This is a genomic window from Synechococcus sp. R55.3 (assembly GCF_047461975.1).
Classification (GTDB): Bacteria; Cyanobacteriota; Cyanobacteriia; order Thermostichales; family Thermostichaceae; genus Thermostichus.
In genome coordinates this window covers 37,935-62,538 of the sequence record NZ_JANSIG010000003.1, presented here as the reverse complement: position 1 = coordinate 62,538, position 24,604 = coordinate 37,935, and the positions used below count along the sequence as shown (strand labels likewise).

General features: G+C 59.0%; 19 protein-coding genes. 10 read left to right on the top strand and 9 right to left on the bottom strand.

Annotation, left to right across the window (positions count from 1 at the left end; translation table 11 throughout):
* Positions 1–20: 20 nt before the first annotated feature.
* Positions 21–2,546: a DNA gyrase/topoisomerase IV subunit A gene (locus NW849_RS01100; RefSeq protein WP_414355550.1), complete on the top strand. Its 2,526-nt coding sequence runs from the start codon at positions 21–23 to the stop codon at positions 2,544–2,546.
* Positions 2,547–2,568: 22 nt separating this feature from the next.
* On the opposite strand, the gene NW849_RS01095 is transcribed toward NW849_RS01100, so the two are convergent.
* The gene (locus NW849_RS01095; RefSeq protein ID WP_414355549.1) at positions 2,569–3,156 is read right to left on the bottom strand and encodes a hypothetical protein; all 588 of its coding nucleotides are present in this window, start codon (positions 3,154–3,156) and stop codon (positions 2,569–2,571) included.
* A 235-nt stretch (positions 3,157–3,391) separates the two neighbouring features.
* Here NW849_RS01095 and NW849_RS01090 point away from each other — a divergent pair, with 235 nt between their 5' ends.
* From NW849_RS01090 to NW849_RS01080, 3 genes are all read left to right on the top strand, one after another.
* Positions 3,392–4,267, top strand: coding sequence for an SDR family NAD(P)-dependent oxidoreductase (locus NW849_RS01090; RefSeq protein ID WP_414355548.1), 876 nt, complete (start codon positions 3,392–3,394; stop codon positions 4,265–4,267).
* Between the two features lie 136 nt (positions 4,268–4,403).
* The gene (ftsH, locus tag NW849_RS01085; protein WP_414355547.1) at positions 4,404–6,314 is read left to right on the top strand and encodes an ATP-dependent zinc metalloprotease FtsH; all 1,911 of its coding nucleotides are present in this window, start codon (positions 4,404–4,406) and stop codon (positions 6,312–6,314) included.
* A gap of 106 nt (positions 6,315–6,420) precedes the next feature.
* On the top strand, positions 6,421–7,242 hold the full coding sequence (locus tag NW849_RS01080) for a class I SAM-dependent methyltransferase (RefSeq protein WP_414355546.1): 822 nt from the start codon (positions 6,421–6,423) through the stop codon (positions 7,240–7,242).
* Positions 7,243–7,367: 125 nt separating this feature from the next.
* Here the strand turns inward: NW849_RS01080 and NW849_RS01075 are convergent, their stop codons facing one another.
* Together NW849_RS01075 and dnaA are read right to left on the bottom strand one after the other, a co-directional pair.
* On the bottom strand, positions 7,368–8,051 hold the full coding sequence (locus tag NW849_RS01075; protein ID WP_414355545.1) for a hypothetical protein: 684 nt from the start codon (positions 8,049–8,051) through the stop codon (positions 7,368–7,370).
* A 155-nt stretch (positions 8,052–8,206) separates the two neighbouring features.
* On the bottom strand, positions 8,207–9,610 hold the full coding sequence (dnaA, locus tag NW849_RS01070) for a chromosomal replication initiator protein DnaA (protein ID WP_414355544.1): 1,404 nt from the start codon (positions 9,608–9,610) through the stop codon (positions 8,207–8,209).
* Positions 9,611–9,835: 225 nt separating this feature from the next.
* Between dnaA and rpmH the strand changes: the two genes are divergently transcribed.
* From rpmH to NW849_RS01040, 6 genes are all read left to right on the top strand, one after another.
* A complete protein-coding gene (gene rpmH / locus NW849_RS01065; RefSeq protein WP_011434477.1) occupies positions 9,836–9,976 on the top strand; it encodes a 50S ribosomal protein L34 in 141 nt (46 codons plus the stop codon).
* A gap of 93 nt (positions 9,977–10,069) precedes the next feature.
* A complete protein-coding gene (rnpA, locus tag NW849_RS01060; RefSeq protein ID WP_414355543.1) occupies positions 10,070–10,471 on the top strand; it encodes a ribonuclease P protein component in 402 nt (133 codons plus the stop codon).
* A gap of 83 nt (positions 10,472–10,554) precedes the next feature.
* Positions 10,555–14,115 (top strand): chromosome segregation protein SMC, encoded by a 3,561-nt coding sequence (smc, locus tag NW849_RS01055; RefSeq protein ID WP_414355542.1) that lies wholly within the window; start codon positions 10,555–10,557, stop codon positions 14,113–14,115.
* Between the two features lie 632 nt (positions 14,116–14,747).
* Positions 14,748–15,626 (top strand): hypothetical protein, encoded by an 879-nt coding sequence (locus NW849_RS01050; RefSeq protein ID WP_414355541.1) that lies wholly within the window; start codon positions 14,748–14,750, stop codon positions 15,624–15,626.
* Between the two features lie 294 nt (positions 15,627–15,920).
* Positions 15,921–16,502, top strand: coding sequence for a Uma2 family endonuclease (locus NW849_RS01045; protein ID WP_414355540.1), 582 nt, complete (start codon positions 15,921–15,923; stop codon positions 16,500–16,502).
* Between the two features lie 185 nt (positions 16,503–16,687).
* Positions 16,688–17,269, top strand: coding sequence for a Uma2 family endonuclease (locus tag NW849_RS01040; RefSeq protein WP_414355539.1), 582 nt, complete (start codon positions 16,688–16,690; stop codon positions 17,267–17,269).
* A 164-nt stretch (positions 17,270–17,433) separates the two neighbouring features.
* Here NW849_RS01040 and rsgA read toward each other — a convergent pair whose 3' ends face one another.
* The 6 genes from rsgA to NW849_RS01010 form a co-directional block, all read right to left on the bottom strand.
* Positions 17,434–18,462 carry a ribosome small subunit-dependent GTPase A gene (gene rsgA / locus NW849_RS01035; RefSeq protein WP_414355538.1) on the bottom strand — a complete coding sequence of 343 codons (1,029 nt, stop codon included), beginning with the start codon at positions 18,460–18,462 and terminating at the stop codon, positions 17,434–17,436.
* A complete protein-coding gene (locus tag NW849_RS01030; RefSeq protein ID WP_414329168.1) occupies positions 18,459–18,728 on the bottom strand; it encodes a sulfurtransferase TusA family protein in 270 nt (89 codons plus the stop codon). Before NW849_RS01030 ends, rsgA begins: the two co-directional genes overlap by 4 nt.
* Positions 18,725–19,909 (bottom strand): molecular chaperone DnaJ, encoded by a 1,185-nt coding sequence (gene dnaJ / locus NW849_RS01025; RefSeq protein WP_414355537.1) that lies wholly within the window; start codon positions 19,907–19,909, stop codon positions 18,725–18,727. The genes NW849_RS01030 and dnaJ overlap by 4 nt, the downstream gene beginning before the upstream one ends.
* 126 nt (positions 19,910–20,035) lie before the next feature.
* The gene (gene dnaK, locus NW849_RS01020) at positions 20,036–21,844 is read right to left on the bottom strand and encodes a molecular chaperone DnaK (RefSeq protein WP_414329166.1); all 1,809 of its coding nucleotides are present in this window, start codon (positions 21,842–21,844) and stop codon (positions 20,036–20,038) included.
* A gap of 179 nt (positions 21,845–22,023) precedes the next feature.
* Positions 22,024–22,761, bottom strand: a complete 738-nt coding sequence (grpE, locus tag NW849_RS01015) for a nucleotide exchange factor GrpE (RefSeq protein WP_414355536.1) — start codon at positions 22,759–22,761, stop codon at positions 22,024–22,026.
* A gap of 156 nt (positions 22,762–22,917) precedes the next feature.
* Positions 22,918–24,579: a bifunctional metallophosphatase/5'-nucleotidase gene (locus NW849_RS01010; RefSeq protein ID WP_414349860.1), complete on the bottom strand. Its 1,662-nt coding sequence runs from the start codon at positions 24,577–24,579 to the stop codon at positions 22,918–22,920.
* Positions 24,580–24,604: the final 25 nt, after the last annotated feature.

Genomic DNA, 24,604 nt, shown 5'->3' with positions numbered 1-24,604 from the left:
GCGTTCCGCTCCTTTGTGCCATGACTCAGCAACTGACTCTCGACGGACTGGGATTTGGCTCGGGTGGGGGATCCCGTCTGGGTCGGGTGATTGTAACCGATTTGCAGGGGGAGATGCAGCGCTCCTACCTGGAATACGCCATGAGCGTGATCGTGGGGCGGGCCTTGCCGGATGTGCGGGATGGCCTCAAGCCGGTACACCGCCGCATCCTCTACGCCATGCACGAGCTGGGCCTGACGCCGGATCGCCCCTACCGCAAATGCGCACGGGTGGTGGGGGATGTGCTGGGGAAATATCACCCCCACGGGGATCAGGCGGTCTATGACGCGCTGGTGCGCATGGTGCAAGACTTTTCCAGCCGCTATCCCCTGGTGGCGGGACACGGCAACTTCGGCTCTGTGGATGATGACCCACCGGCGGCTATGCGCTACACGGAGTGCCGGCTGGCGGAGCTGAGCCACACAGCGCTTCTGGAGCAGGTGTCGGAAGAGATCGTCGATTTCATGCCCAATTTCGACGGATCCCAGGCGGAGCCCACCGTTCTTCCGGCCCGCTTGCCCATTTTGCTGCTCAACGGCTCTGCCGGCATTGCTGTGGGCATGGCCACCAATATCCCACCCCACAACCTGGGGGAAGTGGTGGATGGCCTGTTGGCTTTGATCGACCATCCCGACCTCAGCCCTGAGGAGCTGTTGCGGTGGATCCCAGGGCCGGATTTTCCCACCGGCGGCCAAATCTTAGACAGCCAAGGGATCCGCGAAGCCTACCTCACCGGGCGCGGTTCCATCACCCTGCGGGGGGTAGCCCGATTTGAGGAGATCCAGCCGGGCAAAGGACGCCACCGGCGGCCTGCTCTGGTGATCACTGAATTTCCCTACCAGGTGAACAAAGCCGCCTGGATCGAAAAAGTGGCCGAGCTGGCCAACCAAGACCGCATCAGCGGCATCGCCGATCTGCGGGATGAGTCGGATCGCAGCGGCATTCGCGTGGTGGTGGAGCTCAAGCGAGAAGCCAACCCGCAGGCGGTTTTGCAGCAGTTGTATAAGCTCACCCCTTTGCAAAGCAACTTTGGAGCCATCCTGCTGGCTTTGGTGAACGGGGAACCGCGGCAGCTCAGCCTCAAGGACATCCTGCAACACTTTTTGCAATTTCGCGAGGCCACCCTCAACCGGATGTTCCGTGCCGAGTTGCAGCAGGTGCAGCGCAAGGCGGAAGAGGTGGCAGGAATGTTGCTGGCGTTGGCGGATCTGGAGGGGGTGATCGAGCTGCTGCGGCAAGCGCCCGATGGCACCACGGCCAAAGCCCAATTGCAAACTCGCCTGGGCTGTACCCCCCAGCAGGCAGAGACGATTTTGGCCATGCCTCTGCGTCGCCTGACGGGATTGGAGCGGGAACGGCTGCACCAGGAACACGCCCAGTTGCAGACCCGCATCGAAGAACTGCAGGGGCTACTCAGCGACCGCCGCAAGCTCTTGAATTATTTGAAAAAAGAGCTGCGACACCTGAAAAAGACCTTCGGGGATCCCCGGCGCACCCAGATCCTCTCGGCCTCGGAGCTGGAAGCGGAAGTGGCCCAAATCCCCAGCGGCGAAGAGACGGAAGAGACCCACTTCTTGCTGCAATTCACCCGCAAGGGCTATGTGCGCCGCCTGCCTCTGCCTAGCCGTCGCTCCCGCAGCAACCCCGCGCAACGGGAACTGGGGGAAGATGTGCTGGTCGGCCTGGAATGCGCCACGCTGGAGCAGGAAATCTTGGTGCTCACCGCCGGCGGCAAGGCTTTTACCGTGCCCATCGCAGGGATCCCCCTCAGCACTGGCTCTTCACGGGGGGTGCCTCTGGTTACCCTTCTCCCCAACCCCGAGCCGATGGTTGCCACCTTCACGTTGGCTCCGGATCCGGGCAAGGCAAGTTTGGTGGTGCTCAGCCGGCAGGGGCGGATCAAGCGGCTGGCCCTGGCAGAGTTGATGGGCCTCACCCAACGGGGATCCACTGTCCTAAAGCTAAAAGAGGGAGATGAGCTGGGCTGGGCAGCCCTTTGGGATCCCGGCTGCCAAGGCTACAGCGTTGCTCTGGCGACTTCAGGGGGACGGGTGCTGCGGCTGGATGTCCAACAGATTCCCCTGATGGGTCGGGCGGCTATGGGATCGCCGGCCCTGCGTTTGGGGCGCGCCGAGCGAATAGTTGGTATGGCGCTGCTGCCCCCGCAAGGGATCCTGGTTCTGGCCAGCCGGTTGGGCCACCTGAAGCGCTTGCCCCTGAGCGAGATCCCCATCCTGGAGCGGGGTCAAGTGGGCGTGCCGGCCTTTCACTTCTCCGACCGGGGAGATGGCTTGGCGAGCTTGGTGGGTCTCCCCCCCGATTTGGAGCAGCATCCCCATCTGCAACTGGATGTGCTCACGGAGTCCGAACGGATGTACTCCTTCTCCCCTGCTGACATCCCGCTGCAAAGCCGATCCGGGGACGGATCCCTGCTGGTCAAAGGGGAGCGGGTCAGGGAGTTGCGCCTGTTCTGGCCGCAGTGGCTGCCGGAAGGCGATGTGGGATAGCTCTTGGGGGAGCAGAAGATCCCTAGGACGAAGAGCCTTCCCCAGGCGAGGCCGAATCGGTCGGCGGGGAGCCGGGATCCGTCTCCGGCGCTTCGGGATGGCGAACGGGCTTGGGAAGGGTTCCACCTGCCTTGAGAACCAAACAGCGCACGGTTTGGTGCAGCTCCTCCAGCAAGATGCTGATGGCAGAGCGGAAGTCCCGGTGGTCATCTCGCATTTGCTCCAGCATGGCGCGGATGACTTCCTGACAATCCTTCAGGATGTGCTGCTGCTGGGCAACAATCTGCACCAGTTCACTTTGTTCCTTGAGCAACTCCCGCAGACAGGAGCGCAGCTCGTCCACCTGGTTCTGCCAAAGAGCCTGTCCTTCCCGCAGCTCCATTACGCTGGTGCGCAAATCGGCGGTCGAGTCTCTCAGGGCTTCGCTGTGGCGGCGCTCGGCTTCCAGTTGCTTTTGCTGCTCCTGCTGCTGCTGCCGCAGCTCAGAGTTGGCCTTGAGGTTGGCTTCCGCTGCCCTGAGCAATTGAGCCAAGCGGGCCTCGGTAACGGCCCAGCGCTCTTCCGGCGACAGAGATCGACCTCGGCCAATTCGTCTGCAGAAGTACTTCACAGTCGCTGCACCCTATACCCCATTCTCTACACTTTAGACTTTGGTCAAAGCGCCGCAAGACCTCAGCCCAAGAGGAAGCTTGTCCATCGGGCTTTGTCCCGGCTGTTTTTTGGGCTCACCCCATCATAGCCATAATACCGGATGCCGAATCCAGAAGTTCGGAAGACGGAGCTGCCCCTCTCCAGGGATCCCAGTCGTTCTTCTAGGATGTTGAAGAGTTTGGATCAAGGAAACCATGCCTTCACTTGCCAATCAAGTGGTGCTGATTACTGGTGCCTCTGCTGGAATTGGGGAAGCAGTCGCTCTGGAGGCGGCCAAACGCGGGGCTCGCTTGGTGCTGGCGGCCCGCCGGGAAGGGCTGCTGCGAAACGTCAAAGACTTGGTGGAGAGTCGGGGAGCGGAGGCGCTGGTGGTGCCCACCGACATGGCCGATACGGCCCAGGTGGAGGCGCTGGCCCAAAAGGCTCTGGATCATTTTGGCCGGGTGGATATCCTGGTGAACAACGCCGGCTATGGCCAGATGGGGCCGGTGGAAGAGGTGGATGTGGCGGCCATGCGGCGCCAGTTTGAGGTGAATGTATTTGGCTTGCACGCCCTCACCCGTGCCCTCTTGCCCCAAATGCGGGAACGGGGCAGTGGCCGCATCCTCAACCTCAGCTCGGTGGCCGGCCAGATGTCGATGCCCTTCAGTGGCGTTTACAACGCAACCAAGTTTGCTGTGGAGGCCCTCAGCGATGCGTTGCGGGTGGAGGTGGCCCCCTTCGGCATCAAGGTCATCTTGATCGAGCCGGGGCCGGTAGCCACCGAGTTTGGCCGCGTGGCGGAAGAAACCTTTGCTGCCGTTGTCAACCCCAATGGCCCCTACAAAGCGATCTTGGACAAGACCGCCGATCTGGCCAGCTCGTTTAACAAAATGGCCTGGCCGGTGGAAAAAGTGGTGGAGCCGATCTTGAGGGCGATGACGGATCCTCACCCTTCCGACCGCTACACTGCTTTCACAGGGGGCAAGGTGGCGTTGGGGCTGATGCGGCTGCTGCCGGCCTCTCTGGCCGACTCTATGTGGCGGCGCGTCTATGGGCTGGATCGGCTGGGATCCCCCGGCTCGGCCTAACTGCAGGCTTGTGGCGGGCATCGGATGGGGCAGGGATCCCTCAGGAGCTCATCCTTGCGGGGGTAGGGTTGTGCCTTCCAGGAGGGACAGGTTAAGTTTGTTAAAGGACTTTTAATAACCGAGCGTTCTCTTCCCTATGAACAAGCCTCTATCTCCCCAGCGCTGGCTGATCGCCCTCCTGCTGGGCTTTTGTCTCTGGCAGGGATCCGGCCTGGTACCTGCCCATGCAGCCTTGGCCTCGGCCCTCACCTACGATCGCTTTTTGCGCTACGTCGAGGAGGGGCGGGTTACGGATGTGCGCCTCACGGACAACAATCTGGTAGCTGAAGTTACGGCTGTGGATCCCCAGACCCAGCATTCCACCCGCTACCGAGTGAACCTGCTGCCCAACACCGTACCGCAACTGGTGGATCGCCTCACCGAGCAGGGGATCGAAGTGGCAGTGGTACCCACCCGCAATGGCAGCGCCTTTTGGGCGCTTCTGGGCAACCTGGTGATCCCGCTGTTGCTGTTGGGAGGGTTGTTCTTTTTCCTGCGGCGTGCCGGTGCTGGAGCGGGCGGCCCTGGGCAGGCAATGAACTTCGGCAAATCGCGGGCCCGCTTCCAGATGGAAGCCAAAACCGGCGTTAAGTTCGACGATGTGGCCGGCATCGAAGAGGCCAAAGAAGAATTGCAAGAGGTGGTCACCTTCCTGAAGAAGCCGGAGCGCTTCACAGCGGTGGGGGCCAAGATCCCCAAGGGTGTGTTGTTGGTGGGGCCGCCGGGGACGGGCAAAACCCTTCTGGCCAAGGCCATTGCCGGCGAGGCAGGAGTGCCTTTCTTTAGCCTGTCCGGCTCTGAGTTTGTGGAAATGTTTGTCGGGGTGGGTGCCTCTCGCGTACGGGATCTCTTCAAGAAGGCCAAGGAGAATGCGCCTTGCATCGTCTTCATCGACGAGATCGACGCGGTGGGCCGGCAGCGGGGGGCCGGCATTGGCGGGGGCAACGACGAACGCGAGCAAACCCTGAACCAGTTGCTCACGGAGATGGACGGCTTTGAGGGCAACACCGGCATTATCGTGATTGCCGCCACCAACCGCCCTGATGTGTTGGATGCCGCTCTCTTGCGTCCGGGCCGCTTCGACCGCCAGGTTACGGTGGATCGGCCCAGTTTCAAGGGGCGCTACGAGATCTTGCGGGTGCATGCCCGCAACAAGAAGCTGGCGGAAGAGGTCAGCCTGGAGGCGATTGCCCGCCGTACCCCTGGCTTTGCCGGTGCGGATCTGGCCAACCTGCTCAATGAAGCGGCCATTTTGGCGGCCCGCCGTCAGCGCATGGCCATCACCAACCAAGACATTGAGGACGCCATTGACCGCATCACCATTGGCCTGACCAAGCCGCCGCTTCTGGACGGCAAGAGCAAGCGCCTGATCGCCTACCACGAGTGCGGCCATGCCCTGCTGATGACGCTGCTGCCCCATGCAGATCCCTTGAACAAGGTGACCATCATTCCCCGCTCCGGCGGCGCGGGTGGCTTTGCCCAGCAACTGCCCAACGAAGAGCAGATCGACTCCGGCATGTACAGCCGCGCTTGGCTGCTGGATCGGGTGGTGGTGGGCTTTGGCGGTCGGGCGGCTGAAGAGATCGTCTTCGGCTACTCCGAAGTGACCACCGGAGCCAGCAACGACCTACAGCAGAACACGAATCTGGTGCGGCAGATGGTGACCCGCTTTGGCATGTCCGAGCTGGGGCCCTTGATGTTGGATCCCCCCAACAACGAGGTATTCTTGGGCGGCGGCTGGATGAACCGCGTCGAGTACTCGGAGGATGTGGCCGCCAAGATCGACCGCCAGGTGCGGCAGATCCTGGAGAGCTGCTACCAGAAGGCCAAGCAGATTTTGCTGGAGCACCGCCCTCTGCTGGATCGATTGGCCGATACCTTGGTGGAACGGGAAACCCTGGATGGCGACGAATTCCGGGCGATTGTCTCGGAGTATGTGCCCATCCCGGAGAAGGTCGGCCTACCCAGTCCATTCCCGGAAGCGGGACGGAGTCCAAAGCTGGTCTAGGGGATCCCATCTCCATTGCCAGATAGACAACTGGGGGGGTTGTTGGGGCTGGATCCCGGCAGCTGCCCCCTTTTCCTCGCGATTTTGGGTTGCGTTGGGCTGTCGCATGCTCTCTTCGCTCTCTGCTTTGCCGGTTCACCTCTATCGCTGCCTGAGCTGCGGTCGGGAAGGGTTGACCCAATCACCAGGGCGGGAACAGGGATCCGCGGCGGATCGGGTTTATTGTCCCAGTTGTGGCCAAATTTACCCCATTACCGCTTCTGGGGCTGTGGATTTTATCGGCAGCTCATCGGACTTGCATCTCACGCCGGCCCAAGCCATTGCCCATCTGCCTGGGTTTGCCTGGGGCTACGATCGCCTCTGGCGGCCCTGGGCCCTGTCGCTGCTGACGGGAGAGAGCTTTGGCAGCGAGCGGGAGGGTCAACTGCTGGCCGAGTTGGTGGGGGAGGGGGATCCCATCTTGGATTTGGGCACTGCCGGGGGGTACTGGAGCCGCTTGATTCTGGCCAGGGATCCGCAGCGGACGGTGATCGGCCTGGACAATGCAGCAGGGGTATTGGCGGAAGCCGCTCAACAGGCACAGCCCCACTGGCAGCACTACAGCCTGATGCGGGCCCGAGCCGAACAGCTTCCCCTCGCCTCTGGAACTTTTGGGGCGGTGATCAGCGGGGCCACCTTGAACGAATTGCCTTTGGATCCCTGTTTGCGGGAAATTGCCCGTGTGTTGAAACCGGGAGGGGCCTTTGTCTCGATGCACAGCCAGCAGGTACAGGGATGGGGGCAGATGGTGCAGCAATGGCTGGAAGCCACCGGCCTTCATTTTTTCTCAGAAACCCAGTTGCGCGAGCACCTTCAACAGGTGGGGCTGCAGTTGGAGCGTTATCTCAGCTTGGGTTGGGTGGCCTTTGTGCGGGCGGTGCGCCTCTGATCTTGGCCGGGTTAAGTTGTGCAGTGGCCATCGAGTCGATGTCGGAGCCATTACCCCAATCCAAGTCATGCCGATCCCTGGCTCCCCTCTTCCACCAAGAGAGAGACTAGGAGTGAGGGCGCACTCTATGGGATCCACTCCAGCCCAACGCCAAAGCTAAACTCCCGATCCAAGGTCGAGTTGCGCAGGCTATAGCGAGCAGAAAGACGAAAAGAAGGGCTAATGGCATAGGCAGCGGTGATCTCCGCCAGGGTGGCCTGTCCTTCTTCCGGCTCCTGGGGGGCAACCCAACTGTAGCTACCGGTCAAATCTGCAGCTCCGGGAGCCAAGGCCAAAACGGCAAAAGCCCCATAGCTAACTCCGCTGAGGCTGCGGTTTTTTTGTTCCAAAGCCCGATACCCCAGTTGTGGCGCCAGATTAAAAGGGGATCCCAGGGGGGCCAGAAAGTAGCGCATCTCCGACCCGTACTGGCGCACTTCGGGATGTTCGGAAGATTGGCGATAGTCACCACTGAGGGTGAGGCGATCTCCCAGGCGCAAATCCTGCAGGCTGATTCGCCAGTGCGAAGAGGACTCAAAGCCGGCCTGCAAGCGGGTGGGCAAGACGGGCGTGTTGCGGATTTCTTCCAGGAGATTGGGCGGGTTTTGCAGCCAGCGGCGCAACACGGGGCTGTCTTCTAAAATTCGGTCATCCAAGCCCAAATCCAAAGCGGCTGAGAGGGTGGCCGGCACCGGATCTGGAATAGGGGCTTGCTGGGAATTGGCCCAAACCGGCCGCTCAGGCACCAGTCCAGCCCAGAGGAGCAGCATACCCAGGCGAAGCCCTTTGCCAGACTGTCTCACCACCTGCAACCACATTCATTGCGTCCCTACTGTAGCTGCTTTCCGAGAGATTCTCCACGCAGACGGGCAGAGCCAAAGGGCGGCAACAACACCTCAAAGACGGCTCAACGACAACAGAAAGCCTAGCTGTTCCGGCTGTTGGCAACCACCCGCAAGCGCTCGACCAATTTTTGCAGTTGCCGTTCAAACTGCAGACTTTCCCGCTGTAGCTGACTGACTTTCTCACAGCTATAGAGAACGGTGGTGTGATCTTTTCCCCCAAAGTAATCGCCAATTTTGGGCAAGCTGAGGTTGGTGTAGTGGCGCATCAAAAACATGGCAATTTGCCGTGCTTGGCTGATGTCACGCTTGCGGGAGGATCCCAGTAAACTTTCTCGGTCGATGCCGAATTCTTCACAGACCACATCGGTAATCATGTCGGCGGTGATCTCTTTCGGCTCGCTGGGGGGATTGAGGATGGGCTGAATCGTCTCTACACTCATCGGCAAGCCGGAAATGGAAACATAGGCGACGGCGCGGATCAGGGCGCCTTCCAGCTCGCGGATGTTGCTGGTGTAGGTGGTGGCAATGTACTCGATCACCTCTGCGGGCAAGTTCATTCCCTCGTACTCGGCTTTCTTCTTCAGAATGGCCATGCGGGTTTCGATATCCGGCGATTGAATTTCGGCAATCAGGCCCATCGAAAACCGAGAACAGAGACGTTCCTGCAGACGAGGGATCAAATGGGGGGAACGGTCGGCGGCCAGTACGATCTGTTTGCCGGACTCGTGCAGCGTATTAAAGGTGTGAAAAAACTCCTCTTGGGTGTACTCTTTGCCTTCGATAAATTGAACGTCATCCACCAATAAAATATCTACATCTCGATAGTGCTCCCGGAAAGACTGCATGCTGTCTCGCCGGATGGCATCGATTAAATCGTTGGTAAACCGTTCGGTGGACACGTAAAAGACTTTGGCCTGTGGATTTGCCTCTAGCTGGTAGTGGCCAATGGCCTGCATCAGGTGGGTTTTGCCCAGCCCTACCCCGCCGCAGAGAAACAGGGGGTTGTAGGCGCGTCCGGGCTTGTCTGCTACGGCCAAGGCCGCTGCGTGGGCCATGCGGTTGTTGGGGCCGACCACAAACCGTGAGAAGGAATACTTGGGGTTGAGATCCGGCGCCCGCATCGGCAGGCTGCCGCCGACTTCCAGTCCTAGGGTGGTGGAGGCAGGTAAGCTGCCGGCTCTGCGCGATGTTGGGGAAATCGCCCTTGAAGGGGGTTCTTCCTCGACCGGAGCATGGGGGGAAACGGAAAACTCCACCTGCAAAGGGATCCCGGCTACCCGCTGCACCACCTCGGTGATGGTGGAAGCGTAGTGCTTTTGCAGCCAGCCCCGTGCCCATTCGCTGGGGGTACAGATGGTGAGGCGGTTGTCCACCAACGATTCAGCCCGCGCCGTTTTGATCCAAGCCTCAAAGGTTGGGCGGCTGAGCTGCACCTGCAGATGACACAGGGCTTCATCCCAGAGCTGATCCAGGGAAATATCCACACCACACACTCAGAGCGACACAGCAGAAGCCCAGAGGAAACAGCGGCGGCTTCCTCGACAGGAGCTTCGGGATTCCCAATTTAACTGCTCGGCGCGGGGTGGCCAATCTAGCAATTTTCCATTGAGTCTGCTAAGATTAATCGTCTGCGATCAGTTTCAAGCGGGCTAATTTCGGTCTGGTCAGCTCTGGCAAATGATCTTGGATTCATAAGTTGGCTTCTCACCATGACTCAGCGTACCCTTCGTGGCACCAATCGCAGACGCATTCGGGTTTCTGGGTTTCGGGCCAGAATGCGAACGGCAACTGGGCGTCAGGTCTTGCGGCGACGGCGGGCCAAGGGGCGTTATCGCCTGGCGGTTTCCTAAGCCCTTTGGTCAGAGATTTGATTTGTCTTGGTTTTTTGGAGCGTTGCAGCCCAAAACTCGCTGACTTCTGGGGCAGACTCTCCTCGGTGCCCAATGTTGCCGGCTCCTCATCGATTGCGGGATCGACGAGCTTTTCAGGCGCTCTACCAGGGGGGCCAACGTCGTTCCGGTGCAGGCTTGACCCTGCTGTTTCAGCCGATGCCCGCAGGGTGCGAAGGGATCCCTAGCCAAGTGGGGCTGGTGATCGGCAGAAAGGTGAGCAAATCTGCCGTAAAACGGAATCGGCTGCGACGCCAGTTGCGAGAAATCTTGCGCCCTCTGTGCCCAAACCTGAAACCCGGATACCGGCTGCTGTTTATCTCCAAGGCAAACTTACTGACCTACCGCTGGCCGGAGCTGAGGGCGGAGGTGCATCGTCTTTTACAAAAGGCCGACCTGCTCGTCGGCACAGATGTAGACTCAACAGGTGCAGACTCAGATGCCAAGCCGTCCTAAGAAACTTGAGCTGCACAGGTTTTTGCTACCCATGCTAGCCTGTTGCCATCATCTGCCGGTGGTCACGCTAGATATGGGGTGTCATGTACGTCAAGCGGATTGAGCTGACCCGATTTAAGTCCTTTGGTAGCACAACCTCGATACCCCTGTTGCCGGGGTTCACGGTTATTTCTGGCCCCAATGGCTCCGGTAAGTCTAACATCCTGGATGGGATCCTGTTCGCGCTGGGTTTATCGTCCTCGCGGGGGATGCGGGCAGAGAGGCTTTTGGATCTGGTGCATTCCGGCAGCCTCAACGGCAATCGGCAGGTGGAAACCCATGTTTCTGTCACCTTTGAGCTGGGGCCGGGAGAAGATGGTCAGCCCAGGGAATGGAAAGTCAGTCGCCGGCTGCGGGTCAAGCCCGGAAAGGCTGAGGATCCCACTCGCGATAGCGGGACGGATTCTCTCCCCTACACCAGCACTTTCTACATCAACGATGTGCCCTGTACCCTGAGCGAGCTGCACGAACAACTGGAGGCGATGCACATCTACCCCAACGGCTACAACGTCGTTTTACAGGGGGATGTCACCAGCATCATTTCCATGCACCCCAAGGAACGGCGGCAGATCATCGACGAATTGGCGGGGGTGGCCACCTTCGACCGCAAGATCGCCCAGGCCAACAGCAAGCTGGAGGCGGTACGGGAACAAATTGAGCGCTTTCGGCTCATCGAACAAGAATGGCAAGCTCAAGGAGAGCGGCTGCTCAGAGAGAGCGAAAAGGCCCAACACTATCAGCAACTGCGGCTGCAGTTGCAAACGCTGGAGCAGCAGCAACAGGTGTTGCTTTGGCGGCATTTGCAGGCCCAAGTGGAAGAAACCCAGGCGGCCATTCAGCAGCTTCTGGAGGCTCAGGAGCAGGCCACCGCTCAGGTGCAGACCTTGAGCGAGCATTTGCAGCAAGCCGAAGCCGCCCTGACCGAGTTGCAAAGCCGCATCCACGCCCTTGGAGAGGAGGAATACCTGCACCTGCAAGCCCAGATTGCCGCCGCCGAAACACAACGGCAACAGGTCAGCCAACAGATCGCAGCCTGGCAGCAGGAGATCGAGCAAGCGCAGCGCCTACATCAGGAGCGGCAAACCCAACAGCAGCATCTGCAGGCGGAGCTGGAACACCTGCACAGCCAACAGGAGCAACTGGCCCAAGCCCAGGGATCCCTGCAGGCCCAGGTTCGGAAAGCCCAAACCAGCCTGGAACAGAGCCGCGAACAACTGCGCGCCCTAGCCCAATCCGCCGATGCCTGGGTGAAACAGCAGCGCTACCTCACCCGCCACATTGAGGAACTTCGCGCCGAACAGGAGCCTCTCCAACAGGAGCAAATTCGCCTGCAAGAGCGACAACGGCAACTGGAACGGCAAAGCCAAGAGATCCAGGCGGAGATTGCCCAGATCGAGGCGTGGCTGGGATCCCACCTGGCCCTCACCGCCGAGCTGGAACACACTTGCCGACAGTCGGAAGCTCAGGTTCAAACTTTGGCCCAAGAGCTGGCCCAACTGCAGGCCAGCCTGGAGTTGGATCGCGCCACCCACGAACGCCTGGCCGCCGAGCTGCACGCCAAGCAGCGGCAACTGGACAAATGGGAAACCCGCCGCCAAGTGTTGCAAGAATCCCAGGGATCCCGGGCGACCCAAGCCATCCTGAGTGCCCGTCTGCCGGGGGTTTTGGGGTTGGTGGCCCAGTTGGGGCAGGTGGATCCCCAGTATCAACTGGCCCTGGAGATCGCGGCAGGGAACCGGCTGCACTTTGTGGTGGTGGAGGATGACACCGTGGCCGTGAGCGCCGTCAACTTTTTGAAGCGGGAAAAAGCCGGACGCGCCACCTTTTTGCCCTTGAATAAGCTCCAGCCCACCCGCCCCCCCAGCCCCCTGAAATTGGACGGCCTGATCGACTACGCCATTCGTTTGGTGCGTTTTGAAGAGCGCTACCGGGATGTTTTCGGCTTTGTGTTCGGCTCCACCCTGGTTTTCCAAAGCCTAGAGCTGGCCCAGCCCCACATCGGCAAGCACCGCATGGTTACTCTGGAAGGGGAGCTGTTGGAAACTTCGGGCGCCATGACCGGCGGCAGCGCCCCCCAGCGAGCTGGGATCCACTTTTCTGCCGGCGAACCTTCCGAGGAGGCCGCCTTGCGCTCCCGCTTGGCCGAGCTGGAGGAACTGCTGGCCGCCCTCACCCTGCGCCTACAAGCAGCCCAAGCCCGCGAAAAACAACTGGCCCAAGCCCTGCTCCTGGCTCGCCAAGACGCCCTGCAAGCCCAGCAATATCTGGAGCGGCACCAAGCCGACTGCCAAAAGCAACAGGCCCGCCTGCAACACCTGCAGGGATCCCTGGCGCAAAGGCAAAGCGAAAGCCACCAGATCCAGCAGCGGCTCCAGCAGATTCAACTGCGCTGGGATCCCTTGCAACAGCGCCTAGCCGATCTCGCCCTCAAGCTCAGCCAACTGGAGGGATCCCCGGTGAACCAGCATTGGCAGCAACTGCAGCAGGCGGTGCAGCAGCAAGAAAGTCGCTTGGCAGAGCTGCAGCAGCAACTGACCCAACTGGAGCGGCAACAGCAGGAGAACTCCGGCCAACAACACCTGAAACAGGCCCAAATCCAGCACCACCAGGAGCGCCTGCAGGAGAGCAAACAGCGCCAAGCCTATCTGCAGGAGCAAATCGTCCAAGCCCAAGCCACCCTTGGCCAAATCCAGCAACACCTTGCCGAGCAACGGCAACAGATGAGCCAGATCGAGGCCCGCCTCGCCCACCTGCGCCAAGAGCGAGATCGGCAGGAATTTCAACTGCGGGCTCAACAACAGCAGATCCAACGCCTGGAGTGGGAACGCTACAACGCCCTCACCCAACAACAGGAAAAAGAGGCCCTGCTGGCCCAACTGCAAACCCAACTGCAAGCGGTGGCCCAAGAGCTGCCGGATCCGCTGCCCAACTTGCCCGCCACCCTGACCCTAGACGAGCTGCAACGGCAAAAACGCAAAACCGAAGATCAACTGCGTTCCCTAGAGCCGGTGAACATGCTGGCCATCGCCGAATACGAACAGACCCAAGCTCGCCTGCGGGATCTCAGCGCCAAACTGGAAACCCTGCACCAAGAGCGCACCGAGTTGTTGCTGCGCATCGAGAACTTTTCCACCCTGCGTCGGCAAGCCTTCTTGGATGCCTTTCATGCCGTCAACAGCCATTTTCAGACCATCTTTGCCCAACTTTCCGATGGGGATGGCCATTTGGAATTGGAAAACCCAGAGGATCCCTTTGCGGGCGGTCTAACCTTGGTGGCCCACCCCAAAGGCAAGCCGGTGCGCCGTCTCAGCGCCATGTCGGGAGGAGAAAAATCGTTGACAGCCCTCAGCTTTATTTTTGCTCTACAGCGGTTCCGCCCTTCCAGCTTTTACGCCTTTGATGAGGTGGATATGTTTTTGGATGGGGCCAACGTAGAAAAATTGGCCAATATGATCTGGCAGCAATCTCGTCAGGCGCAGTTTCTGGTGGTCAGCTTGCGCCGCCCCATGATCGAAAAAGCTGAGCGCACCATTGGTGTAACCCAAGCTCGCGGTGCATACACTCAGGTGATCGGCCTGACCAACCCCACCCCTCACGCCGGCTGAAGTATCCAACAGGGGGCAACCGCAACGGCGGGATCCCATCCGGATGGCCATCAAAAGAAGCTGGGCCATAGCCGGCAGGCATAATCAGGCATGATTGATAGCGCTACAACAGCCAATGCCTCTGCCCCGCTGCTACACTCTGGGAGTCACCCAAAACTGTAGGTGAGGACTGGGTTTAAGCATCCGCTGTTGACGTAGCCGTTCTTCCGATTTATCTGTGGGCAAGCAACCCTGCAAAACTTTGCGCTGAAGTTTGGACTTGAAAAATCGGAAAAACAAACCATCTCTAGGCAATTTTTATGAACATACGAGTTCGTCTAGATCTAAGTCGGCAGCCGGTATTGATCCCAAGGAGAATTCCGGCAGCATTGTCAATAGCAATGGCACTTCTGCTTTTGGGGAGCAATGCCTTTTCTCAGCCAGCACAATCGCCGAACAATAGAAGAACTGAGGTAGAAGCTTTTGTACCTTTGCTGCCAGTTTTATCGGTTTTGCCTGCTGCCACAACGAAAACTTGGGTTGCACAAGCCTCGCCATCGTTAGCCACCACAAACTTGAGCAGCGCTGATGACCGTGCGGCTATAGAGCGAGCTGTACTTGCTGACCCACTGCTCAATGAGGATCTTCGGCAAGTGGCAGACCGAACGCTTGGTGCCCCAGTCATACCTCTGGAAATTGGGGCAATTGCCATCGTCGAAAACTATGCTCTGGCCAACGTCTCTGGTGGAGTTGGCGATCTTCCGGTTATCGAAGGCTATTACCTGCTCAAAAAACAAAGTGGTCAGTGGATTGTGGTGGAGCGTGCTGGCTGGGGGCCGGGGCCAAGCATTAGCGAAAGTTGGCTTTTGTCGGTACTGGATGTGCCCGAAGATGTCATCAGTCGGCTAATCAACACACTCCGCGCCGCCGGGAACGAGGTTGAGATGGATGACACGGTGTACACCGATATTCCCATACCTTGCATTACACAGATAGATGATCCCAATCCGCCAACCAACGTGCGATTGACACCTGCTGTAGTTACGGGAAATGTCATCGGTCAATTGCCCAATGGTGCTGAAGTGCGGGTCATGGAAGTGCTCAACGGCTGGCTCAAAATTCGCCGACCCTTGGTGGGCTGGGTGTCGATGAATCTGACGCGGGTGTCTTGTGGCAATTCGCCGGCAGAGGTGCAGAAGAATCTAGAGATCCTGCATTCCCTAAAAGGGGAACCGGGTGTAGAAGCCACCGATACTTTGGTGCGATATCTCTATCGAGGTGCAAAGGGATCCTTTGCCGAAGTGGCACTTGGCTATTTCAACGAGCTTGCAATCGATCGATTCTATGCTTTGGTGGCAGCATTAGACAAGCATACTGAAGAGGTGCGTCGTCAAGTATTGCGGCAAGCGATCACAGCAGGGATCCATCCCCAAGCCAGGGAAAACTTTGAGCAGGAGATCGCCCAGAGCGAGACTCTCTCCATTCCCCTCTCACCCACCCTCAAGACCTGGAAAACGTTGAATCAAAACTAGACCATAGCACTTGGTGATGCTGTTGATCCCAATGCTGGCCTGACGGGTAGCTCCGTCGGAAATGGCGCTCAGAAAAGGGTTCAAGTCTTTGCTAAAAACTCACGATTTGGCGAGAAGAGGTTGTTTTGGATGGCATTCTCTCTGGAAAAAGTTCCTGCGGTTGCGATTAGCTGCTCTTCCCTGCTAGACTAATGCTTTTAGACTCAGCGCAAGCATCCGAACTTCTTCCTGGTTGCACTTCAGCAGTGGGATCATTCTGACAAGTCAGTTTTGTATACGGATGTTCTATTTGCCATGGCTGCTCTGACTCTGAATCTATCTCCCCTGATAACCCTGAGCCGAGCAGATTTTATCCGGCTTTGTGCGGCTAATCCTGAGCTGAAGCTGGAGCGCACTGCCCAAGGAGAATTGGTCATCATGTCTCCAACCGGTGGGGAAACGGGCCACTGGAACGCCGAAATCACCACAGACTTAACTCTTTGGAACCGGCAATCGGGCAGAGGGAAAAGTTTCGATTCTTCCACCGGATTTTCCTTGCCTTCAGGCAGCGACCGCTCCCCTGACCTGGCCTGGATCCCGATTGAAAAGTGGGAAGCTTTGGATCCCTCAGTCCGTCAAGGATTTTTGCCCTTGTGCCCCGATTTTGTGGTGGAGATCCTCTCGCCCACCGATTCTTGGATCCAAACTCAGGCCAAGATGCAAGAATACATGGACAACGGCTGCCGGCTGGGGTGGCTGCTGGATCCCAAGGCCAAGCGGGTGATGATCTACCGACAAGGGCAAGCGCCGGAATTGGTCGAGGATCCGGAAACCCTATCAGGAGAGGACGTGCTGCCGGGCTTCACCTTGCCCATTCGCAAGATCTGGTCGGCTTGATATGAGTAGCTTTCACGGATTTACGATCCCTGATACAGCTTTTTTCCACACCCTTAACCCAGCCAACTCTGATGGATCTCTTGCATGACAGGGATCCCACGCAATTGCAGAACTCTCCCAACCTTGGAAACAGCTGCAGTAAAAATGTTGAGCGATAGGCCAAAAACAGGCGGAGTCACACTACCATGGCTGCTCTGACTCTGAATCTATCTCCCCTGATAACCCTCAGCCGAGCAGATTTTATCCGGCTTTGTGCCGCCAATCCTGACCTGAAGCTGGAGCGTACTGCCCAAGGAGAATTGGTCATCATGTCTCCAACCGGTGGGGAAACGGGCAATCTTAACTTTGAAATTGCCGGGGAAGTTTATCTTTGGAATCGGCAATCGGGCCGAGGGAAAAGCTTTGATTCTTCCACCGGATTTTCCTTGCCTTCAGGCAGCGACCGCTCCCCTGACCTGGCCTGGATCCCGATTGAAAAGTGGGAAGCTTTGGATCCCTCAGTCCGTCAAGGATTTTTGCCCTTGTGCCCCGATTTTGTGGTGGAGATCCTCTCGCCCACCGATTCTTGGATCCAAACTCAGGCCAAGATGCAAGAATACATGGACAACGGCTGCCGGCTGGGGTGGCTGCTGGATCCCAAGGCCAAGCGGGTGATGATCTACCGACAAGGGCAAGCGCCGGAATTGGTCGAAGATCCGGAAACCTTATCGGGAGAGGACGTGCTGCCGGGCTTCACCTTGCCCATCCGCAAGATCTGGTCGACCTGACATTCTACGGTCGTTTTATAGTCATTTTAGACAGGAATGAAACATTTCTGTTGTATTGTGTATTGGTTCCTAACTCCCCTCTCCCAAAGGAAGAGGGGCTGGGAGTGGTCGCAGAAGCTGCACGGAATGCTTGAGGAGTGTCTCATTTGGAATGACTATAGTCCTCAGATTGGGGTCTTTCGCGCAATTCTGGCGAGACTGGGATCTTGGCCAGGCTGGATAAGGCCCACCGATGCCTTTTGCACCTGCTGGACTTCTTGCAAAAGCTGCAAGTAAAAAGTCCGTCGTTCCCAATCCAGATCTCGGAGCCCACAGCCCGGCTCTCGATGGTGCAGGCAATCGCGAAACTGACAGGCGCCCAAGCGATCCCTTACTTCGGGGAAGCACCGTATCAACTGCAAAGGATGCACCGGCGGGATCCCTTCGCCAGCATTGAATCCCGGCGAATCGGCGATCCAACCGCCTTCCGGCAAAGGAAACAGCTCCACATGGCGGGTGGTGTGCCGACCATGGCCCAAACGTCTGGAGACGGCCTGAGTGGCCAGCCGAACGTCCGGCAGCAGCCGATTGAGCAAGCTGGATTTGCCCACCCCGGAAGGGCCTGTCACCACCGAGATCTGATCTCGACAGCACTGTTGCAACTGGGGGATCCCAGCTTGGGTGTGGGCACTGACCAACAGAGGCTCATATCCCCACCTCTGCAGACGCTCCACCCAAGTTGTCGCCACTTCTGGATCCACGCAGTCGCATTTGTTCAACACCACCTGAACCCGCAGTTGGCTGGCCTCGGCTTGCACCAGCAGACGACTGAGGGCGTTGGGCTCAGGGTCGGGCTCGGCCAGGGCCACCACCACCAGAACTTGGGTCGCGTTGGCAATAGCAGGTCGAGGCAGCTGAGTGCGCCGCGGCAGGATCGCCTCGATCACCCCCCGCTCCGGCCAGAGGTCGGCGGCAGCAGGCGGCAAGCGCACCTCCACCCAGTCCCCCACCATCACCTGCTGACCCATTTTTTTCAGCTTGGCCCGACTGGTACAGAGAATCTCCGCCGGGGTGGGCTTTTCAACCGGAAACCGAGCCGGGATCTTGGGAAAGAGGGCAGCCAAACTTGGATCGATACGCACGCGATAAAAGTTGGCCTGCGCTGCTCGCACCCAGCCGGTACAATCTTTTCCTTCCGGTTTCACCGGGTTCATGGCGACGCAGGTGTGCCGCGACGCACCCAGAGAATGTAATGGCCTTCGGGGGAAGCTGCCTGTCCCTCAATCCGATGCCCGGCCATGGCTAGACTGTTGGGCACCTGCTCCAGAGGTTCTCCCGCATCCAGCCATAGCTCCAGCAGTTCTCCAGGAGCCATGCGCTCCAGGCGCAGCTTCGCCCGCACGTAGTTAAGTGGGCAAGGGATCCCCCGCTGGTCAAGGATAAACTTGACCTCTTCCGACGAAACAGCCTCTGCAGTCATTCTTCCTCACGCTCCCGGTTGCCAGGCATCTGGGCCAGCCCCCGCAACAACCCGCCCAAGAAACCATCCCGCTTGTTGATGCGTTCTCCGTGCAGCTCAGCCAGGCGCATGAGCAATTCCCGCTCTTCTGAGCTGATGCGGGTGGGGATCTCCACCACCAGCGTGATTTGGTGGTCGCCCCGAGACATCGGGTTGCCAATGCGAGGTACCCCCTTGCCCTCCAGGGTCAGCACTGTACCCGGCTGGGATCCGGCTGGGATGGTCAGCTCCACCTCCTCCTCCAGGCCGGCTTTCGAGTCCACGGTGGGCACAGAGACCTTGGCCCCCAAGATGGCCTGCAAATAGCTCACCCGCACCTCCGAGAGAATGGTCAGGCCATCTCGCTGGAAGTCGGGATCCGGTTCCACAAATAGGTAGACGTAGAGATCCCCGGGCGGGCCACCGCGTCGACCGGCATCGCCTTCCCCAGAAACCCGCAAACGGGTGCCACTATCCACGCCGGCTGGGATGTTGATGCGCAGTTTCTTCGTGGTTTGGGCCAAGCCCTCGCCGTTGCAGTTGTAGCAGGGCTCCTCCAACACCTGACCGCTGCCACCACAGGTGGGACAAACCGAGACCTGGGTAAAGTTGCCAAACGGCGTGCGGGTTGCCCGTCGCACCTGACCGCCACCTCCGCAGGTGGGGCAAGTTTTCACCTCCGTACCGGGCTTGGCCCCGCTGCCCCCACAGACGTTGCAGACTTCCAAGTGGCTGATGCGAATTTGCTTTTCGCCGCCGAAGATGGCTTCCAGAAACTCCAGTTTTAGGTCAAAGCGCAGATCATCGCCCCGTACCGGCCCCTGGCGACTGCGGGCATAGCCGGCTCCCGCCCCTGCAAAGTTGGTGAAAAAGCTCTCGAAAATGTCGGCAAAGCCACCCATCCCCGCAAAATCCTGGAATCCACTTGCTGCCGCAGCAGCTCCACTCAAACCCGCTTCTCCAAAGCGATCGTAGCGGGCTTTCAGCTCATTATCAGAGAGCACCTCATAGGCACGGTTGATCTCCTTGAAGCGCTCCTCGGCGCCTGGCTCCTTATTGACATCCGGGTGGTACTTACGAGCCAACCGTCGATAGGCGCGCTTGATCTCCTCTTTGGAGCTATCGCGGCTAACCCCCAAGATTTCATAGTAGTCGCGAGCCATAGAAGCGCTTCAGAAGAGGTTAAAGATCAAAACATCAGACACACTTGAGATGCAACTTGTCAGGCAGCACAACCGCAGCAAGCTTGCAAGGCACCGGAGCCGGGGGAGAGCAGCTAACAAGAAGCCTTAGCGAGCTCCGTAGATCTCGCTACCCATCTCCAGAAGGACAGCCCGCAGCTCTTCCATTGCGTTCCGTAAAGTTGCTAAGTCTACGTTATCATTTGCCAGCAATGCCCTCAATGTGCCCGCCACCTGAGCCCCCCGCTGGATTCGAGCTTCGCTGAGACGATTGCCATGCTCCTGCAGGGTTTTGTCGTAGTTGTAGAGCAGGCTGTCCGACTGGTTGCGGGCTTCCACCAACTGCCGCCGGCGCTGATCTTCTTCGGCATAAGCCTCCGCTTCTCGGCGCATCCGCTCGATCTCGCTGCTGCTCAGGCCACCGTTATTGGTGATCTTGACGCTCTGCTCGATCCCCGTCCCCTTTTCTCGGGCTGAGACTTTCAAGATCCCGTTGGCATCGATGTCAAAAGAAACCTCGATCTGGGGCACCCCACGGGGAGCCGGCGGGATCCCGGTCAGCTGAAAGCGGCCCAAGGTTTTGTTGTCTTTGGCCATGGCCCGCTCTCCCTGCAGGACGTGAATCTCCACCACACTCTGGCCATCGGTGGCAGTGGAGAAAATCTGGGTTTTACTGGTGGGAATGGTGGTGTTGCGCTCGATGATGCGGGTGAAGACTCCCCCCAGCGTTTCCACCCCAATCGAGAGAGGGATCACGTCCAGCAGCAGTAGATCTTTCACTTCTCCACCCACCACGCCTGCCTGGATGGCAGCGCCAAGGGCCACCGCCTCGTCCGGGTTGACGGAGCGATCTGGGTTTTTTTTGAAGATTTGCCGAATTTTCTCCTGGACAGCGGGAATACGAGTAGAGCCGCCCACCAGCAGCACGCGGTCGATGTCTGCAGGGGAGAGGCCAGCATCCCGCAGCGCCTGTTCTGTAGGCTCCACGGTGGCCTCCACCAGATCCCGCACCAACTCCTCAAACTTGCCGCGGGTCAGCTCCACTTCCAGGTGCTTGGGCCCCGAATCGTCGGCGGTGATAAAAGGCAGGTTAATGAGTGTAACCTGGGTGCTGGACAGCTCAATTTTGGCCTTCTCAGCAGCCTCCCGCATCCGCTGCAGGGCCATGCGATCCCGCGAGAGGTCGATCCCTTCCGTCTCCAAAAACTGACGGATGAGCCAATCGACAATTCTTTGGTCGAAATCATCCCCCCCCAGGTGGTTGTTGCCGGCAGTCGCCTGCACCTCGAACACCCCGCTGCCCAGTTGCAGCACCGAGACATCGAAGGTGCCGCCACCCAAATCGAAAACCAGAATGCGTAGGTCTTGATCTTGTTTGTCTAGGCCATAGGCCAGGGCGGCTGCTGTCGGCTCGTTGATGATGCGCAGCACCTCCAGGCCGGCAATGGTGCCCGCATCTTTGGTGGCCTGCCGCTGGGCATCGGTAAAATAGGCGGGAACGGTGATCACGGCTTGGGTCACCGGCTCCCCCAGATAGGCCTCCGCATCGGCCTTCAGCTTTTGCAGGATCATGGCGGAGATCTCCTGCGGAGTGTAGGCGCGATCTTGCACCGCCACTTCCACCATGTTGTCTCGACCGGGGATGACTTTGTAGGGAACCCGCCTCCGCTCATCTTCGGTCTCGGCAAAGGTGCGGCCAATGAAGCGTTTGATGCTGAAGATGGTGTTTTCAGCATTGGTAACCGCCTGGCGCTTGGCCAGTTGGCCCACCAAGCGGGTGTTGTTCTTGGCGAAGCCGACAATGCTGGGGGTGGTGCGCCCTCCCTCGGCGTTGGTGATCACAACGGGCTGACCACCTTCCAAAACCGCCACGCAACTGTTGGTGGTTCCCAGGTCAATCCCGATGACTTTACCCATAGCCCCCTCTTCCCGTGCGCCAAGTCTCAACCCAAGAACGCAATTCCACGGATCTTAAAAGCATTCTGCCCAGAATCCCGCAGAAACCTTCAGACGGTGCTTTCGTCTCCGTAGCTCTACTGTAGCGTTTCTGAGACTGCTCTGGCTCTGTTTGTCAAGGTTCAAGTGAGCAAGTTCGGCTAGGAAGGTTGGGGGTTTTGGGGAGAGGCAGGAGTGCTCTCCGGGCCGGGTTCGCTGGTGGCCTGGGCAGAGGGGGATGGTTCAGAGCCGGGGCTGCCCGCCGAGACGGCCACCATGGCATGACGGATCACCAAGTCCCCCAGCTTGTAACCTGGCTGATATTCGATGGCTACCACATCCTCGGGATAGTCTGGGCTGGGCTGACGGGCTATGGCTTCGTGCAGGTTGGGGTCGAAGGGCTGGCCCACCGATTTCATGCGGGAGACGCCCATCTTTTTCAGAGATTCCACCAGCAGGCGGTAGACGCTCTGGTAGCTGTTGTGCAACTCCCGCTCGCGGTCGGTTTCCAGCTTCAGCTGCTGCTGAGCCCGCTCAAAGCTGTCCACAACAGGCAAGATCTCCAGCACAAATTTCTGCCGTTCTTTTTGGCTGAACTCTTCTTTTTCCCGCTGGGTACGCCGCCGGTAGTTTTCAAAATCGGCGTAGAGGCGCAGGTAGGCGTCTTCTTTCTCTTTGAGTTGCTGGCGGACAACTTCCAACTCGTGCTGGAGCTGCTTGAGAGCTTCACCGGGATCTGGAGAAGGCTCAGCTGCGGTTTCTCCGGAGGAGGTACCGGCTTCTGCTTCGCTATCTTCCAAAATCAGCTTCTCCAGCTCTGCCTCTACGTCGATCTCTTCTTCCTGTAGTTCAGGATAGGTATCTTCTGGGGCCATCGGTTGCTTCTCTTCGGCAGTCATGGGCGATGTCGGCAAGTGTTAGCAATGAGCAGTGACTCGGATATCCCCAGTTTGGCAGTTTCAAAACCGCCGGTGCATTCAGCCAAACCGGGCTCTGTGCTGATCGTATTCTACCGGGTTCTCTTTCAGCCAGTTGAAGTCAATATCTTTTCTTTCCTAGCCGACCAGCAGATGTTCCCGTGGCCGGCCCAGGCAATCGGGGAAGTAGATCTTGGCCAAGTCGGGGATTAGGCGCCAGTTGGGGCTGTAGATGGGTTGAATGGGGGAGTGGGTGTGAATATAGTAGACCAGAAAGTCGCGGATGCTATCGGCTGAGATCCACAGGGTTTGGGCTTCTTGGAACATGCTGTAACCGCCGCCGCCGCCGGCTCGGTAGTGGTTAATGGCCAGGCGAAAGGTCTGTGCTGGTTCCACCGGCTGTCCGCGGAATTGTAAGGTCACCAGACGCTTTCCTACGGGGCGGGTGAGATCGAAGCAGTAGTCGATGCCGTGGTAGAGGTCGAAGGTGTAGCCGCGGGCTTCGGGGGCCACGACGGCAGCAGGATCGGCGGGAAGGTGATTGGGATCCAACTGGCGAAAATAGCCGGCAGTCTGTTCCAGGGCGCGCCGCAGAATATCTCCGGTGATCTCCAAAACGCAGAGGGTGTTGTCGTAGACGGTGAGGCTGTAGGCATCTTGCAGGGAGATGGGGCCTGCTGACAGGCCGGCGCTGCTGCAGATGTTGACCAGGGAGAGCTCTGCGGGGAATCCTGCCTCCCGCACTGCTTGCAATTGGGCCTGATGGAGCAGCTCTGCCAGAGGGTTGGCCCCCAGACGGGCTGCCAGACCGCCGCTATAGGCAGAACGGGCTTGGCCAATGGGCTGACGGATGTAGCGCAGGGTGGCTTGATGATAGGGCTCTGTCAAGGCCAAGAGTTCGGGATCGGGAGGGATCCCTTCGGCGGAGAGGAGCTGTGCGCTTTTGCTGATGATTTGCCAGCGGCTGCCCTGGCGCTCCAGCTCCAGGGATACCTGGGAGAGGTGGCTGCCCCAATAGCCGGGCTGCACCACTAGAGCTGGGGATCCCCCCAGACCGGCGATGGTCTGGTGGGTATGGCCGGAGAGGATGACGTCAATGCCGTCCAGTTCGGCCAGGGCCAACAGTTCGTTTTCCCCTGCCAGGCTTTTGTTGCTGCACCAGCCGGAGCGATCCGGGTTGTGCCAATGCTCAGGGGTGCGCAGGGGGGGCAATTGGTTGGGGCCGCTGTGCAGGATCAAGATCAAAACATCCACCTGAGGTCGCAGCAGCGATAGGTAGTGGCGGGCGGTCTCCAACAAGGGGGCAAAGCGCAGCCCCGCAATGTAGTCGGGTCGCTCCCAGGTGTCGATGCGGGGGGTGGTCAGCCCTAGCAAGCCAACGCGAACCCCGGCCAATTCCCGGATCAGGTAGGGCTGGAAGAGGGGATCCCCATTCTGGCGGAGGATGTTGGCGCAGAGCACCGGACAGCGGAGATCGCCGATAAAATCCTGGAGAACTTGCAGCCCAAAGTTAAAGTCGTGGTTGCCGGGGGTAAAGGCGTCGTAGCCCAAGGCGTTGAGAGCATGAGCCAAGGGGTGAGGGGAGACGCGCTCCACTTGCGCATAGTAGCTGCCCAAGGGGGATCCCTGAATAGTGTCGCCGCTGTCGATGAGCAGGACGGGATCCTCACTGGCTGCTCGCACGCGCTTGATGAGGGTGGCCAGCTTGGCTAAACCGTGCTCCGCAGGGATCCCGGTGAAGTAGTTCCAGGGATGTAGATTGGCATGGAGATCCGAAGTGTGGAGAATTGTTAATCGCATTCTCATATCATAGCCAAAGTCAAAG